This window comes from Aquipluma nitroreducens, assembly GCF_009689585.1.
GTDB classification, from domain to species: domain Bacteria; phylum Bacteroidota; class Bacteroidia; order Bacteroidales; family Prolixibacteraceae; genus Aquipluma; species Aquipluma nitroreducens.
Window position 1 is genome coordinate 3,583,583 of sequence record NZ_AP018694.1, and the last position, 16,464, is coordinate 3,600,046.

A 16,464-nucleotide genomic window follows, 5' to 3' on the forward strand; every position below is an offset into this window, starting at 1 on the left:
TTTGCTTGACAATAAGCCATTCGTGTTGAGTTTAATTACATATGATCACAAAAGATTACATATTAACTGCTATTAGAAAACACAGATCCGATCTTTCAAAGTTTGGTGTTCAGTCGGTTGGTCTTTTTGGTTCGTATGTTCGCAACGAGCAAACATCTAAAAGTGATATTGACCTGTTGATAGACTTTGATCCTGAAAAAGAAAATTTTGATAATTACATGGCTCTGTGCGATTATCTGGATTTGCTTTTTCAAAACGAAAAGGTTGAAATCGTTACCAAAAACGGTTTGAGTCCTCACATCGGGCCAGCAATTTTGAAGGAGGTTCAGTATGTCTAAGGAACCGCTGGAATATCTTCGGCATATTCAGGATGAATGCCTTTTTGTTTTATCTGTAATTGGTGCTGAGACGAAAAAGGAAGATTTGATTTCAAATGAGACCCTAAAGAGGGCAGTTGTCAGAAGTCTTGAAATTATTGGTGAAGCGACAAAGAAAATTCCTGTGGATTTTAAATTGAAATGGAATTCCATTAATTGGAAGAACATGGCTGGAATGAGAGATAGACTCATACACGATTACATGGGAGTAAACTATTCTATCGTTTGGGATGTGGTAAAAAATAAAATTCCGGAGTTGTCACTTCAAATTCAAAATGTGATTGATTCGGAAGAATCGAACCAATAGACTTCTGTTTTTAGTTGATTGCATTACCTGTTTTTCAGAAATGAACTCCGGAAACATAAACCCATTTCCCATTTTCGCGCTGGAAGAGTGATTTTTCGTGAATTTGCTGTGGCTTTCCATTTTCGAGGTAAAGTGCTTTGAATTCAACATAGCCAATCTCATCGTTGGCCTCTCCAGCTTGGACTTGTAGAATGGATAACCCCATCCATACAACCGACTTAGCCCATTTTTCAATGCTTTTGCGTTCTTTTATTGGCCGTGTTTTTATAGAATGACTGCGCATCAAATAATCGATGTTGGCTTGGGTAAACGCAGTGTAGCGCGAACGCATTAACTCCTGAGCGGTTAAAGCATCTTTCTTTCCAGAGATGATGGCTTCACAACAATTAGCGAATACCTGACCTGATCCACAAGGACAAAGATTTTGCATGGTTGGATTATTGAAGTTTATTCAATGCTTTTTGAAGCGGACAATTTTCGGATGCTGGCCGACCTTCGCGGTAGCTGGCAAGCAATTCAACCGATTGTTGTGCCAGCGATTGGCGCACAGCACGGCGTTCTCCTTTAACGCGGGCAATCTTCAGGTTGTCGTAGGCGGTGGTTTGGTGCCGCATCCAGGCAATAACGGCATGGGCGGCACGCTCTTCAATCGGGATCAGTTGCGTGCGGGCAACGGTGCCACTTCCCACCGGAATGGCATGAGTGGTAACAGCCTTTGCCAGTAGTTTTTCCAGTTCTTTGTGGCTTTTGTGAAAATTGAGAAAACATTCGACTGAAGAACAAAAATCAGCCTCATATTCGGTTTGTTTCTTTTCCCGACGTTCAACTGCATAGGTTTGTTTCTTCTTATATTCGTCGGTTAACCGGCTCTGTTGAACCTCTTGTTGGGCCTCCAAAATAGTTGTTTCAGGCGCCCAAATTCCCAACGAAATAGTTCGCCGTCCCTTTTTTATCTCAACGCGCCAGTACAATCCTTTCGAAGTCACTTTCCGGGTTATTCCGGCATCACCGGCAGGTAAAAAAGCCCAATCTGTTGGCAGCTTTAGAGTTTCGCCATTTGGTCCGGTTAATTCGGTACGTGCGCCGGGTTTTACAATGAGAATATTTGGATTCATAGATTTGTATAAAACCTCTTACTTAACAAGCCATGGTGCAACATAGTCGGCAGGTCTGGTTTTCACGACCGGTGTTTTCGGAACAAAACCAATATCGATTTTTTCGATTTTACCTTTTTCGATTTTGTATAGCAAAGACTGATATGGCTCAAATGTGAGATCCAGCATGTAGCTTTTCGCACCGAAATTCAAATTCACCTGGGCTCGTTTGGTTTCTGTTTCAAGCGACTGACCATAACCCATCGGAAACTTTATCCGGTCAGCTTTCGGATTCGGGAAGAAAACATACAGCGTTTCACCGTCCATCCGGCACCAATGACGAATTATCTTATTTCCGGAGATAAAAGGAGTAAGGTTTTGGGGAATTACTGAAGTTACATTCTTCAATTTTTTTAGTTTTTCAACCAACAATGAATAATCGGCATGTAATACTGCGCCGGGTTCTTTCGGCTCATTTTTCAGAATGATATTTAATCCTGATTCAGCAAGGCTGGTGAGTTGTTTCAATGCTTTGTAATCGAGATATTTAACATTGAGGTATAGTGCCTTATATTGTGCGTTGCCTACTTTTAAGAGTCCTTTATTAAATGTCGCCTTTTCCAGAAATTCGCCGTTAATCCATGTTGGGCTATATCCATTCAACTCATCTGGAAAATACACGTACCGCATTTCGTAGTATCCCCAGGCCCAGATAAACTGCTTTTCTTTCGGCATCACACCGGCAGTCCACATGTCCTCAGTTGGTAAATAAACGGCTATATCGGAGTAGGTATTTCCTTTCTTCATATATCCTGAAACGGTCTCTAAATATTTATTGAAAGGATTAATTTCAGGAGCCAAGTTTCCTTTATCGCCAATGTGAGTTGTTGCATAAAAATTGACTGTATCCTGATCTTTTGGGTTATGCGCTTTGCCGTGCCAGATTATTCGATTTATTCCGTTTGCAAAAAGAGCATCAGCCACTAGTTTTAAGTCTGCTGTCTGCTCCTGACGAATGTAATCGCGGGGCCAGCCATAAAGACAGGTAAATGTTTCTGCTGACACGATCTTTTTGCCGGATAATAATGCCGCTGATGCCGGAATTGAGTTAAATTCAGGTTCGAAAAGCATGGATTCTCCTTCAGGAATGTCGAGCGACGAATACCCTGAAATTAGGTCGCAGGGAGCACCAGAAACCTGACCTCGGGATAAAATCCCAACCGAGTTTAGTGTTGAATCGTAATCGCAATAGAATTTCAAAACCTTGTCGGAAATTAAACTCATGTAATCGTACAGATATTTGCCGTTGCGCGGAGCATATATCGAATCCATATAGGGTCTGATATCATATCCGAATTTTTTGCTGAAGTCCTTGTCAAACCCGTCACACCAAAGTTTTTCAGTTTCAACTTCCCAGCTGTCGACAAAATAGGCGGTTGGATGTTTAATTTTTGGTCGCGGGAATGCCTTCAAAAGTCGGTCGAAATAAGGCTGATAATTTTTCTGAGACAAATGATCGATTACATAGCCTGTTTTAGGATATTGCCACGATTTCGTAATTTCCTGTCGCCATGCTGCATCGCCATATCGTTGGGTTGCCTGTTCGAAGGTCACTGAAGTATCGCCAAAAGGCCACAATGTGCCATAGGTCAAATCGCATCCTAATCCGATTGAGTCAGCATATTGCTTTGTAAAATCAACGATTCTGGTCCACTCCGGACTAAGCCATTCCTGACGTGGAGTGTAGGTTGTATCGTTTTTATTAAATCTATTCAGCGGATAAACCCATGCCACTTCCACTCCTCCAAACCCGTGTGCTTTTAACCAATCAAGATTAAATCTGACGTCATCTTCTTTTATTTTTGAGGCAAACCACCAATACCTGGCGTAGGGCTTCGAACTAAATTCAGGAAATTGACTTTGCCTTTCAGCTTTTTCTTGAGCCGATAGATTACTGGCAGAAATTAGGATCAGCAGGACAATGAGCAGTTTGGTTAGGTTCATAATTTGTTTTTTTACATTTCTTTTGGCCTGAATGCTAATTATCGTTTATTTTCCGGTTTTCCATCGGGTATTTTTCCATTGATTTTGCTCTTCGGTATTTAGAAAAGTCCATGCTACAATCCGGCTGATTTTATTTCCTTGTCCCATCGGAATGGTTTCTGAACCAAAAACTTCGGCCTTTTCAAGTGCTTTGTACACGCTTCGAAGGTTCGATTCTTTCGAAATCATGGTGGAAAAGCAAAAACAGTTTCCGGCGAATTTTTTACTTTGCTGAATCAGGCTGTGCACAAATTTTTCTTCACCTCCATCGCACCACAGTTCATGGTTCTGTCCACCAAAATTCAGGATTGGCTGAGCTTTTTTGTCCAAATGCAAATTGTGGATTTTTCGGAGTGAGCCTGCCAGCGCTTCTTTTTCCGAAGCATGGAATGGTGGATTACAGATGGATAAATCGATATGTTCGTCTTTCCGGATTATTCCGTAGAAAAAGTCTTTCTGATTGGTTTGAAGTTTACACTCTACTTTTCCTTGCAGCACGGGATTGGATGCAATAATATGGTTTGCCGATTCAATGGCCGTCGGGTCGATGTCTGATCCAATAAACGACCAGCCGTATTCCTGAACTCCAATGATGGGATAAATGCAACTGGCGCCGATCCCAACATCCATACATCTGATTTTTGTGCCAGTCGGAATTTTTCCGTAGTTATTTCGACACAAGAAATCGGCAATGTGATGGATGTAATCTGCTCTCCCCGGAATGGGCGGACACAAATAACCTTCCGGAATATCCCAGTGGCTTATGCCGTAGTGATGCAACAACAAGGCCTTATTTAGCGCTTTCACCGCGTCGGGATTGGCAAAATCAATCGATTCATCACCGTAAGGGTTGGGCTTAACAAAAGGAGCCAGTTCCGGATAACTCTCAATCAATTTTTTGAAATCGTAACGTTCGCGGTTTTTGTTACGTGGATGTAATTTAGATTTTTCTTTGGGATGTTCTCTTTTGTTCTGAAGCATGGAATGTTGTCTCTGATTTGCGGTGGTAAATTTAGGCATTAAAAGCTGAAAGCAACTACCAAAATAACAGTGCTTTTAGCCTGTTGCGGTTTTTATGGCCAATAAATTGAAGCAGATGTATTTTGTGAAACAATTCACTTCATATCGAATTCGTTTTTTGAAATTTTCAATGGAATAATGCTTGATCTACAAATAGTTTAAGGTTTTGTGATCTTTCTGTGATATCTGCTGTTTACTTTTGAGAGTTAAGAAATCATAACTATGGACAGAGCGTTAATCATTGAAGATGATCAGGATATATCCAACCTAATTTCGATTCATCTGACCGACATGGAGTTTGAAGTTGACAAAGCTTACGACGGAAAGGAAGGATTGTTAAAAGCATTAAACAACCCATACAAGATTATCATTTTAGACATTCGGTTACCGGGTATGGATGGATTTGAAGTTTGTAAAAAGTTGCGTCTGGAGAAAATTCAAACGCCAATACTGATCGTGACGTCCAAATCGGAAGAGATTGACAAAATAATTGGGCTGGAGTTTGGCGCCGACGATTACATTACAAAACCATTCAGCATTCGCGAATTAATGGCACGGGTAAAAGCAATTCTTCGCCGCTCCGAAATTGCAAGACAGGCCGTTCAATCCGATGAGAATCGCGAAATCCGTTCCGATGGGTTGTATATCAATGTAACACTTCGCATGGTTGAGGTGTATGGAAAACGAATCGAATTATCGCCAAAAGAGTTTGACTTGCTGGTTTTATTCGCTTCAAATCCGGGGCGAACCTACACACGGGTTCACCTGCTCGAACAGGTCTGGGGCTATCAGTTCGAAGGTTACGAGCATACTGTGAATTCGCACATTAACCGGTTGCGTTCAAAGATTGAATCTAGCCTGAATGCTCCTGAATTTATTCTCACAACCTGGGGCGTTGGATACAAATTCAGGGAAAAATAATTGCTAATAGATATAATAAAAGTGCCATGAATCAGAACCCAACATTGTTTTTTAGCCGTCTTTACTGGAAGATATCTGCCTTATTTATAATGATTCTGGTGCTTTTTGCAGGAATCACCTTGTATATTTCGGTACATTCTGCAAACAATTATTCGATTGAGGTAAACCAGAAATTGAACTGGAACCTGGCTGCAACTACAGTTAGTGAAATTAAGCCGGAGTTCCAGAACGGCACTGTTAACAAGGCTGCGATTGCCGATATCATGCATTCGATGATGGTTATTAACCCCAGCCTGGAAGTTTACCTGCTCGATCCGGAAGGGAAAATATTAAGTTACGTGGCGCCGGCAAAAGTGGTGAAACTCGAAAATGTGTCGTTGGCACCCATCGAAAGCTTCCTGAACGATACCAAGCACAACCTTATTTTTGGTGACGACCCGCGAAATTTGGGTGAGAAAAAAACATTTTCGGCAGCCAAAGTCATCGATCAGGGCAGGTTAACCGGCTACATTTATATTGTACTGGCTAGTCAGGAATACATTTCGGCAGCCCAAATGGTAATTGGAAGTTACATTCTCGGACTATCGATCCGTTCAATCATCATTATCCTGATCATTTCTGCCTTTGTGGGCTTATTCTTTATTTGGTTCATTACCAAAAAGCTAAATACAATTGTGCTGGGAATCCGCGAGTTTCAATCTGGAAATCTCAATGTCCGTATTCCGGTGAAAAACAAAGATGAATTGGATAACATTGGATTGGTATTCAACGAAATGGCCGGAGCGATTTCGAAAAGTATCAGGGAATTGAAAGAAACCGACGAATTCAGGAAAGAACTGATCAGCAATGTTTCGCACGATTTGCGAACCCCTGTGGCTTCCATTCAGGGTTATGCCGAAACGCTTTTGCTGAAAAAGGATCGGATTGCTCCGGAAGAGCAAACCAAATACCTCGAAATCATATACGCGAGTTGTGAGCGGCTGAAAACGCTGGTGAGCGAACTGTTCGAACTTTCCAAACTGCAAACCAATCAGGTGAAACTTAATCCTGAACCGTTTTCGATTGCAGAACTGGTATCGGATATCGCCAATAAATACCGCATTATTTCGCAAAAGAAAGGGATTAGCATCAACGCGTTTATTCCGAAAGAAAATACCATGGTGGAAGCCGATATACTGCTGATCGACCGGGTTTTGCAGAACCTGATCGACAATGCCATCCGTTTTTGCCGCGAAGGCGATTACATCAACATTGAAATCATTTCGGTAGAGGAGGGGAAAATTGAAATAAAGATTGCCGATTCAGGAGAAGGAATTAATGCGGATGAACTTCCCTTTATTTTCGAGCGCTATTACAAAGGCAAAAAGTACAGCGAAAGTACCGGATTAGGTTTGGCTATTGTCAAAAAGATTATCGATCTGCATCATTCCGATATTCAGGTTTTCAGCCAGCCGGGCAAAGGCACTACTTTTACTTTTCAGCTTCCTGCGATAAACGTTGCCTAAAAAGATGATACAAACGTGAATTTCTTGTGATACTTCTGTGATACTGTTGCCCGTACTTTGTCAGTATAAATTTTAAAACAGTATACCATGAAGACAAAATTAATTGCTCTTGTTTTAGTAATTGCGGGATTTACCAGCGGCTGTATGAAGGACGATGTTATGAGCCCGATGCCATTAAATCCCGACACCGCAGGTGATGTTTCGGTTGACCGTTTTGGCAGTGCATTTGCTCATTTGTTCCTTCGGGATGACACGAATGGTTTCCCAGCCGCCAATCAGCCTGTCGATTTTGATGCGATTCCGGCTTTCAACACTCACGGACTTGGACCAAACGGCGAAAAAACAATTTACTACAATTTCGATGTATTAAGCACCACGCCTGCCCCAATTTATGTTTTGTTTCAGGATGGCCAAACGACACCGGTTTCGGGGCAGTTGAATATTATTAATGTGGTGCCTGGCGATGCCGGATACAACGATTTCTGGCTGGTTCAGAAAGTAACCGTTCCGGCTAATTATGTGGCAAATACAGTGACCAGCTATGATGAAATTTTGCAAAAGGGGTATTCCATTACTTCCACAACAACAATCGTGAATTGCCCGGTTGTGCCCAAAGGTTCGGTTGCACGAAAACGCTATTTAGCTTCCGAAAGTGCAGCACTAACTCGCGGTTGGTATAAAGATAAGGTGGTTTATTATTTCAATTTTCTTGAAAAAGAACTGATGACAGTGAACGGAAAAGTACCAACCTCTGACATCTATGTTGCCTTCAATGTCAATCCCGATATGACAGGTGGAGGTCCTGCTTCAGGATTTAAAACTGAAGATGGCACTACAACCGGTCAAACCCACAATGTTCCTGAAACTTTACCTGCAAATGCAGCTTACTCACCATTATGGGATGTTCAGATTTACAACAACAACAGCTTTGGAACCGTTAGTAATCTACAAACTGCAAGTTCAGCGCCCATTATGGCCATGGATGCAGCAGTCGTAAATTGCCCGATTGTTTGGGTACAGCCCTAAAAATTCACGCTTTTCAGAAAAAAAAGAGAAATCAACTTGTTGGATTTTGATTTGTTTATTTACTCACAACAAAGAGAACCATGAAATAGCCATGTGTACCAAAGTTCATACAAACTGAAAATAAAGAAATGGCTATTCCATTCGTCGAGGTTTTAATTGAAAAATTGAAGTTGATACGAAGATTGTAGAAACCTAAATTGAAAACATTTTTAAATGAAAACATTTTTTTTAATCATCGCAATTGCCTTTTTCGGAGTTCAGGGTTGCACACAAAACGTACCTAAAAGTTCTAAATTGGAACGTAAAACAACGAATACCAACTACAATCCGCTCACTCCGGAAGAAGCTGCTGTAATTCTGAATAAAGGAACAGAGCGGGCTTTTACCGGGAAGTACACCGATTTTTCAGGAAAGGGAACATACGTTTGCAAGCAGTGTGATGCGCCTTTATACCGGTCGTCCGATAAATTTAAATCGGATTGTGGTTGGCCCAGTTTCGACGATGAAATTCCGGGAGCTGTTAAGCGCATTCCCGATGCTGATGGTATGCGAACCGAAATTGTTTGTGCCAATTGTGGTGCGCATTTGGGTCATGTATTTTTAGGCGAAGGACTTACTGCAAAAGATACACGGCATTGTGTGAATTCCATTTCACTGAATTTCATCCCGGCTGGTTCACCAAAGACTGCTGCCGATACCGCCATTTTTGCCGGTGGCTGCTTTTGGGGAGTTGAATATTACATGCACAAGGCGCCTGGTGTAATTTCGACCGAAGTGGGTTATATTGGCGGACGTGGCGAAAAACCTACCTACCAGCAGGTTTGTAGTCACAAAAGCGGCTATGCCGAAGCGGTCAGAATCATTTTTGATCCGAAGAAAACCAGTTATGAAAATGTAGCTAAACTGTTTTTTGAAATTCATGATCCGACCCAGATAAACCGGCAAGGACCCGATATCGGCGATCAATACCGTTCGGCTGTTTTTTACCTGAATATGGAGCAGAAAAGCACCGCGGAAAAGTTGGTAGGAATTTTAAGGACAAAAGGGTACGATGTGGCTACTGTAATTGTACCCGCTACAAAATTCTGGAAAGCTGAAGAATATCATCAGCAATACTATGAAAAAGAGAACGGAACGCCTTATTGCCACCGTTACGAGAAAAAGTTTTAATTAATCGGTCGGTTAACGAGACGAGAAGTAGAAATGCGTAAGCAGTTATTTAAAACAAAGATTCACAATTTTAAAAATTACAGACATGAAAAATAAAATTTTAGTTTCAATAATGATGTTAGCAGGTTTGCTGATCGGTACCTCGCTGCAAGCCAATTTAAGAGCTCAGGTTGCAAAAGTGAAAACAGAAATGGCAACGGGCAAGAAATATGCATGTCCTCACCACCCTGATCAGGTGAGTGATAAACCTGGCAAATGCGGTGTTTGTGGAATGGATTTGGTTGAAGTAAAAGATATGGGGAAACAATCCATGAAGAAAAAAATGGATGCCATGCCTGAAAAAATGAAGATGGATGGCGAAGGTAAAAAAAAGGATATGGATAAAATGAAAAAGGACGCCGGCGATATGAAAATGGAGATGAAAAAAGACATGAAGGATATGAAGATGGATTCGTCGAAAATGATGAAGAAACAGATGTAGCCGGATTATTTCATTCGTTTGTATTTCAGTAACTTAATTTAGATGTGGAAGTTGTGAAGTAGGAATTTAATGTTCTGGACTTTGCAGCTTCTTCGATTTTTAGTGGTGTCCTTTTGATCTTAAATTCTAAAAACTCCACTTCAACCGCCCGAAGGCAATCTGGCCAATGTCGCCAAATTCAGTTCCGGCATCGCCAAAAAAGAGTTGTCCGGTAAGCATCAATTCCAGGTTATTCAGGAGTGAATAAGTAAGCGCCGGCCCAAAATAAAACGAACCGTCCGAAGGATTGACTATACCGGAGAAACTGCCGGTAAACAGCGGTGTGATGGGTTTCGAAATCTGTCCGAACAGCGAATAACGTGCAAACGACAACTGCTTGGCCGACATATCCGGATTAAAAAGCACATTCATTCCACCCGCCGGACCTGTTTTTCCGTTGCTTGAGTATAAGAAACTTGTGTGAATGTACAGGCTGTTTTTAAACGTATAATCAGCAGAAACCGAAGCGACTGTTGCCCGCACCGAACTATTGACCCGAGGTTCGAAATGTGTAACCTCTCCCCGAAAACCTGCACCATAAATATCGCCCGACCAGCCTCCGCCCAAAACCCAGTCGTTACCAGCCTGTCCTCCCAAAAACTGAAAATCGTAATCCCACCGGGTGAATTTATACATTCCGGCAATAGCCGAACGTGCCGAATTGCGGTTGGGTTTGTAAACCAGTTCAGCCGACGAAGTGACTCCAGTATAATACTGAACCCGAACAGCATCGGTTCCCGGACGTTCTTCGTAGTCGAAGTCGAAATAAGAAAAGGTGTTGAAAATGTCGTTCGGGTTCCAGACGAAATTAATTCCCCAGTTCACCCGCTGCCGCCCTGTGCGAATCTGCCATTTCCCGGAAGTGTAATCCACATAAGCGCGGTCGAACATCGAATGCACAAACCATCCTGTTCCGCTCGCAGTGATCCACGATAGATTGACCAAACCATTATCTACATTCACAGTCGACTGATAAGCTGGGTAATCTTTTACCAGGTTTCCAAACATCAGGCGGTTGCGCATTTCAACAACCGTAGTAAATTTGGAGCTGGTATACCATTTAAAGTTAATCCGGTTGTGCACAATGTCCATCCCTAAATTATTCACATCAAATCCCGGAATAGGAGTTTCAGGCGAATAAAACATATACAATTCTTTCACATAGCCATTCAGGCTAACTTTGCTTTCCTGACTGTATGACTGAACCGGAAGGGCAGTGTAAATGACTCCAAGAAAAGAAACAAACAGCCATTTCTGAATTACTATCTTCAAATTTTCAAATTGGCTCATTTTCAAATTGGTTATTTCGTTTTGTAATCTCCCGCCTAATCAATCACGCACATCGATAGGTAATAGGCTGCATTGGTTAATATCAATAGGGTGAATAAAACTCTCATAGATCAATTCTGATTACTGAATACTGCGACTGTCAACTTGACTATTTCCGTAAATCGCTGATAATCTTTCCGTCTTCCAGCGTAATTACCCGCCGGGCTTTGTTTACCACGCGCTGATCGTGTGTGCTGAAAATAAAAGTAACGTTTTCCTTCCGGTTGAGTTCTTCCATAATGTCCAGCAGATTCTCGGTCGATTTACTGTCAAGGTTGGCGGTTGGTTCATCTGCCAAAACAAATTTGGGTTTCGATGCCAGTGCCCGAGCCACTGCAACGCGCTGTTGTTGTCCACCCGAAAGCTTTGAGGGGCGACTATTCACGCGCTCTCCCAAGCCAACCTGGTTCAGCAAATCTTTGGCACGCTGCAGCCGTTCTTTTTTGTCGATACCCTGCATTTGCATGATAAATTCCACATTTTCGACGGCCGTGAGAACCGGTATCAGGTTATAGGCCTGAAAGACAAATCCAATATTCCGGAGCCGGAAGTCGATCAGTTCCGACGAAGACAAATGCTGAATGTCGGTTCCGCCAATGGCAATTTCGCCTTCGGTTGGCGAATCGAGCCCGCCAAGCATATTTAAAAACGTGGTTTTTCCTGAACCTGATGGCCCGACAATAGCAGTAAATTCACCTTGCTCAATCGTTAGATCGATGCCATTCAGTGCATTGACTTTCACTTCCGAACTGTTGTAAATCTTTTTCAGGTTTTTAACTTCAATGACGTTCATATCTAAATAAGTTTCAAATTTCTTCTTTAAATTGTTTCGTGTTGCGGGTTTCGTGTTTCAGGTAAACAACTCGTAACCCGTAACTCACAACCCGGATCACATATCCACCCTCACTGCTTCCGCCGGCTTTAGTTTCAGCGCTTTCATGGCCGGATAAATGGCGGCAATAATTCCGGTGACAACAACCATCACTGCAATTTCAAACGAAATACTCCAGGAAAGCTTGGTATATACCAGCGTGTCGAACCCCATCGATTTGTAGGCTGTTGACCAGGCGCCCAGATCAATTCCTTTCACGCCGAAATAGAGATTCAACATCCACCCGAGCACGATTCCGCAAACTCCGCCAACCAGCGAAAGCATCACGGTTTCGAGCAAAATCATCATAAACACCCGAAATTTATTCATCCCGATGGCCATCAGCATACCCAATTCCTTGGTCCGCTCAAGCACAGCCATCAGCATGGTATTGATGATTCCGAAAAGCAAGGCCAGCAAAATAACTCCCATAAAAATGATCATGGTCAGGCCAAAACTGCTTTCCACCAGGCTGACATCAGGCATAATTTCGCGCCATGTTTTTACGTCGAGCCCCCGTAGTTTGCTCTGAATGGTTTGATCGGCCAACGCAAGTTCTTCGTTGTTATCGAGCAAAACCGCTATTTCGTGGCAGGAATTTGGATCCATCACCATAATCCGGCTAATGTCGTCGTTCCTGACAAACACACAACTTTCATCGAATGCCGTATTTGAGGTTTCGAAAATACCTTCCACTTTGAACGCGGCCCCGGTCATATTTCCCTGCATGTCCTGAAGGGTGATCACCACTTTCGATTTTAGTTTCACTTTCAGCTTTTCAGCCAGTTTTTTACCAATAACGATTGGATTTCGTTTGCCTTCTTCAAAATAAGTTCCTTCAATCAGGCGTGTGTACAGGTTGGTCACCTGTTTTTCGTCTTCAGGAATAACTCCGGTTACTTTAACTCCTGAACTGGTTGTTGGCGACTGTATCATCGTATTCATAATAATGCGGCTGGTAGTAGCTTTCACTCCCGAAACCGACCGGATGACTTTTGTGACCGAATCGGCATCAGCAATCACAAATTTTTTGTCCGGGTTATTCAGGTATTCCCTGTGATGAATCTGGATGTGCGATGCTTCGGTTTTTATAGCTGTGTTGATGCGCTGATCGACCATTCCCTGATAAAATCCCATGTAAAAAACTCCGGAAGCAAGCCCCAGACAAATGGCAACCAAAATCACCAGACTTCGGGTTTTACTTCTCCAGATATTTCTCCAGGCAACTGCTAAAATCATGGTTTTAATTATTTAAATTATGAATGAAGCGCTTTTGTTAGTTTCAAATTGAAGGTTTTAACCAGCGGATAGAGGTAAACAATTAGTGTAATGATGAAAATGATCAGCAGTTGTCGGGCGAAAACAAACCATTTCCCGGAGAAATACATGGCCGCCTCAAAACCAAACTGTTCGTAGGCTTTGGCAGCTTCGCCGGTAATTGGAATGGGGTGATAAACCAGGTAGAGAATTAGTGGTAAGCTCACTGCAAAACCTGCCAAAACACCCACAAAACCAAGTAAAGTTGTTTCGTAAAACAAGATTTTGCTGAGGCGGCTCTTTTGCATGCCTATGGCAACCATGATTCCCATTTCCTTGCGGCGTTCGGCCATCATCATGATAACGGTCCCGAATATTCCGAAACCAACTAGTGCGTAAAGAATTCCTTTGGTAATGTATGCTCCTGAGCGATCGGCATCGATCATGTTTTTGGTCACCGGGTCCATTTCGTCCCAGGTCATTATTTCGAACTGCTTGCCCAACTCGGCTTTCAGCCTGTGTTTTATTTGGTTCACTTTACCGTAGTCATTCACCATCAGCACCAATGACGTGTATTTTCCCGGAACAGAGAAAAAGTTTTGTGCATGCTGAATGTCGATATAGCCGCCCAGACTGTTCATGGTTGGTGCCGGAAATTTCAGATTGCCACGAACCGGGAAAAGTGCAGCAGCAGTTGCTCCGTGATAGCCCTGACTGATCAACACGAGCGTGTCTCCAACATCCACCCCGAGGTTTTTGGCCAGATTTACCGCCAGAATAATGCCGTCGTCGCCCGGTTTCAGGTACGAGCCTTTTTCAATCCAGTGCGATAGGTTGCTCATTTGATTCTCTTTCTCCGGATCGATACCAATCAGTGCTGCTCCCTTGGTACTCGTTTTGTACGACATCAGCGTAAAAGATTCAAGTCGCGGCACATACGAGGTAATTGCCGGGTTGTGGCTAATTGCTTCTGCAAGTGAATCGTTTGGCGCGAAAGTATAATCGATGGTTTTGTTTTCCCAGTATTCAGGATGGTGAACCTGAATGTAGCCGGAATAAAAGCCAACCACATTGTCGATCATTTTCGAGTAGGTTCCTTCCTGCATCGAAGTCATGAAGGTGCTGAGCAATACCCCGAAAAAGATGGACGCCACCGTAATCAGCGTCCGGCGTTTGTTTCGCCAGATGTTTCGCCATGCAAGTCTTATGTTTGTAGTCATAGTTTCAACTTAAGGTAACTTAACCACGAAGAACACAAAGTGGACACGAAGCTTTATTATCTGTTAAGGTATTTCTTAGTGTAACTTTGTGATTTACTTGGTGATCTTTGTGGTTTTAATGCGTTTTACTTTATTTTTTTCATATTCTGAATCGAGAAAAAATCTTCTTTCAGTGGAACGTCAAATTTGGTGTCTTCGAAAATCATGATGGTTTTCTGTCCTTTTTTGTCAGCCGGAATCATTTCCATCCGGGTCGGAATCACGCGGTCGTCCATCTTTTTCACATCGCTCAGAATTTCGGTATTGACCAATACGCCATCCTCATCGTAGAACTCGGCTTTCAGCCACAGAAAATCCTGTTTGCTCACCCACATCAGTACTTTACCCCAAACTACCGGCGCATTTTCAAGCGGTATTAATTCCACTTTATAGCACAGATAATTGTCGATCTTTTCCTCGCCCAGCAGTTTGTGCGTGTAATCTTTTACAATCGACGATTCGCGCACCAGATCGTCGTTGGTAAAATCGGAACCCATCCACGACTGCATCATCATCGATGGCGGAACTTTTACCATTCGTTCAATGGTTGGCACCCAATTCCACATTTCATTACCACGTTTCAGGAAAACCTGCCCTTTTTCTTTTGCCGGAGCAGTCACATAAATCAGCGAATATTCAGTGCCCAGCGCCCAGCTTTTCATTGAGATGGTGCGCGACCAGGTTGGGCGTTGTATGGTCATCGAGAAGCTTCCGGTGCTCGATGTTCCCCGAAATTTCTCGTCCGATTTCCGGACAATCTCTTTGATGTCGATGTTCTGAGCGAATGCCGAAATGGCAAACAGGCTTAAAAGGAATGTTGCTAATTTTGTCTTCATACTGCTTTGTTTTTGTTTCCCGATTGAATAATCCGGAAAATTCCATCAATTACTTTTTCTTTCATTCGATCGATTGGGAAAATATCCGGCGCGACAATGGCATAAAGGAATGTTCCCTCGAGCATAGCGCTGATGATCATTAAATCTCCTTCCGGATCAGAACTTCCCTTGCTGGCAATAAATTCATGCATCATTCGGAACAACGGTTCGCCAGCCTTGGCGTATTTCTCGGAGAGATTTTCGGATACCACCGGCTGAATCATCAACGCGAAATATAGTTTCCAATAGCGATGGTTGTTCTTGACCATAGCAAACGTTTTTTCGAGAAACGAAATAAATTCTTCTTCGGAAAGAACGCCATCTTTATCAGGGTCGAGCAAATCGTGAACCTGATGAAACCCTTCATCAACAATTTCCTCCAGAATGTCATTTTTGCTTTCGAAATAGTTGTAGGCAAGTCCTTTCGAAATTCCTCCTTTTTTGGCAATCGTACTCATGGACGTGGCATGAAATCCATTCTCGGCAAAGAGCTCGAGTGCCGCTTCTAAAATTACCTTTCGCTTTTCCTGACGAATGGTTTCAAATTGTGTGGAAGTACGTGGCGACATTTTTATAAAATTATTTTTTTGACTGAACGGTTGGTCAAAGTTAAAATATCTGAAAATTAAATGCAAGAGAGTAGATGATTTTTTTTAGGCTGGTATTGTGTTAGCTTGTCTTTGTCAAGCACAAGTCTCCCTGAACTTCCTGTCCGTTCGCTTGTCAAGCGGGGTTTCAGGGTCTAATGCGATTAAGAGATGCCGAAACAAGTTTGGCATGACGATCCGTCATAGGCTCGTTAACACAACACTAGCTTTATTTAAGATTTGTATAGAACTTTAGCCGTCCTCTAATTTCCTTTTTTTTCCTCGATCTCTAACAAATTTTAA

General features: G+C 42.5%; 17 protein-coding genes. 7 read left to right on the top strand and 10 right to left on the bottom strand.

Annotated elements, in window-relative coordinates; translation table 11 throughout:
- Positions 1 to 41 precede the first annotated feature (41 nt).
- Entirely contained in the window at positions 42 to 338 is a 297-nt protein-coding gene (locus tag AQPE_RS14960) for a nucleotidyltransferase family protein (protein ID WP_318347305.1), read from the top strand.
- On the top strand, positions 331 to 684 hold the full coding sequence (locus AQPE_RS14965) for a HepT-like ribonuclease domain-containing protein (protein ID WP_318347306.1): 354 nt from the start codon (positions 331 to 333) through the stop codon (positions 682 to 684). Before AQPE_RS14960 ends, AQPE_RS14965 begins: the two co-directional genes overlap by 8 nt.
- A 34-nt stretch (positions 685 to 718) precedes the next feature.
- On the opposite strand, the gene AQPE_RS14970 is transcribed toward AQPE_RS14965, so the two are convergent.
- The 4 genes from AQPE_RS14970 to rlmF are packed head-to-tail and all read right to left on the bottom strand — an operon-like array spanning position 719 to position 4,802.
- Positions 719 to 1,114 carry a YchJ family protein gene (locus AQPE_RS14970; RefSeq protein ID WP_318347307.1) on the bottom strand — a complete coding sequence of 132 codons (396 nt, stop codon included), beginning with the start codon at positions 1,112 to 1,114 and terminating at the stop codon, positions 719 to 721.
- A 7-nt stretch (positions 1,115 to 1,121) separates the two neighbouring features.
- Complete coding sequence (locus AQPE_RS14975; protein WP_318347308.1) at positions 1,122 to 1,799, bottom strand: DUF2293 domain-containing protein; 678 nt, start codon at positions 1,797 to 1,799, stop codon at positions 1,122 to 1,124.
- 18 nt (positions 1,800 to 1,817) lie between these two features.
- Positions 1,818 to 3,782: a glycosyl hydrolase gene (locus tag AQPE_RS14980; protein WP_318347309.1), complete on the bottom strand. Its 1,965-nt coding sequence runs from the start codon at positions 3,780 to 3,782 to the stop codon at positions 1,818 to 1,820.
- 45 nt (positions 3,783 to 3,827) lie between these two features.
- Entirely contained in the window at positions 3,828 to 4,802 is a 975-nt protein-coding gene (rlmF, locus tag AQPE_RS14985; protein ID WP_318347310.1) for a 23S rRNA (adenine(1618)-N(6))-methyltransferase RlmF, read from the bottom strand.
- 261 nt (positions 4,803 to 5,063) lie between these two features.
- Here rlmF and AQPE_RS14990 point away from each other — a divergent pair, with 261 nt between their 5' ends.
- The 5 genes from AQPE_RS14990 (at position 5,064) to AQPE_RS15010 (ending at position 9,944) form a co-directional block, all read left to right on the top strand.
- A complete protein-coding gene (locus tag AQPE_RS14990) occupies positions 5,064 to 5,762 on the top strand; it encodes a response regulator transcription factor (RefSeq protein ID WP_318347311.1) in 699 nt (232 codons plus the stop codon).
- Positions 5,763 to 5,788: 26 nt separating this feature from the next.
- Complete coding sequence (locus AQPE_RS14995) at positions 5,789 to 7,267, top strand: sensor histidine kinase (RefSeq protein WP_318347312.1); 1,479 nt, start codon at positions 5,789 to 5,791, stop codon at positions 7,265 to 7,267.
- A gap of 87 nt (positions 7,268 to 7,354) precedes the next feature.
- On the top strand, positions 7,355 to 8,293 hold the full coding sequence (locus AQPE_RS15000; RefSeq protein ID WP_318347313.1) for a hypothetical protein: 939 nt from the start codon (positions 7,355 to 7,357) through the stop codon (positions 8,291 to 8,293).
- A gap of 213 nt (positions 8,294 to 8,506) precedes the next feature.
- Entirely contained in the window at positions 8,507 to 9,463 is a 957-nt protein-coding gene (locus AQPE_RS15005) for a bifunctional methionine sulfoxide reductase B/A protein (protein WP_318347314.1), read from the top strand.
- A gap of 85 nt (positions 9,464 to 9,548) precedes the next feature.
- On the top strand, positions 9,549 to 9,944 hold the full coding sequence (locus AQPE_RS15010; protein ID WP_318347315.1) for a heavy metal-binding domain-containing protein: 396 nt from the start codon (positions 9,549 to 9,551) through the stop codon (positions 9,942 to 9,944).
- A 126-nt stretch (positions 9,945 to 10,070) separates the two neighbouring features.
- Here the strand turns inward: AQPE_RS15010 and AQPE_RS15015 are convergent, their stop codons facing one another.
- The 6 genes from AQPE_RS15015 to AQPE_RS15040 form a co-directional block, all read right to left on the bottom strand.
- Positions 10,071 to 11,273 (bottom strand): hypothetical protein, encoded by a 1,203-nt coding sequence (locus AQPE_RS15015; RefSeq protein WP_318347316.1) that lies wholly within the window; start codon positions 11,271 to 11,273, stop codon positions 10,071 to 10,073.
- 148 nt (positions 11,274 to 11,421) lie between these two features.
- The gene (locus AQPE_RS15020; RefSeq protein ID WP_318347317.1) at positions 11,422 to 12,105 is read right to left on the bottom strand and encodes an ABC transporter ATP-binding protein; all 684 of its coding nucleotides are present in this window, start codon (positions 12,103 to 12,105) and stop codon (positions 11,422 to 11,424) included.
- A 96-nt stretch (positions 12,106 to 12,201) separates the two neighbouring features.
- Positions 12,202 to 13,422, bottom strand: coding sequence for an ABC transporter permease (locus AQPE_RS15025; RefSeq protein WP_318347318.1), 1,221 nt, complete (start codon positions 13,420 to 13,422; stop codon positions 12,202 to 12,204).
- Between the two features lie 17 nt (positions 13,423 to 13,439).
- Positions 13,440 to 14,660: an ABC transporter permease gene (locus AQPE_RS15030; protein WP_318347319.1), complete on the bottom strand. Its 1,221-nt coding sequence runs from the start codon at positions 14,658 to 14,660 to the stop codon at positions 13,440 to 13,442.
- Positions 14,661 to 14,785: 125 nt separating this feature from the next.
- Entirely contained in the window at positions 14,786 to 15,535 is a 750-nt protein-coding gene (locus AQPE_RS15035; RefSeq protein ID WP_318347320.1) for an outer membrane lipoprotein-sorting protein, read from the bottom strand.
- Entirely contained in the window at positions 15,532 to 16,143 is a 612-nt protein-coding gene (locus AQPE_RS15040) for a TetR/AcrR family transcriptional regulator (protein ID WP_318347321.1), read from the bottom strand. The genes AQPE_RS15035 and AQPE_RS15040 overlap by 4 nt, the downstream gene beginning before the upstream one ends.
- Between the last annotated feature and the right edge of the window lie 321 nt (positions 16,144 to 16,464).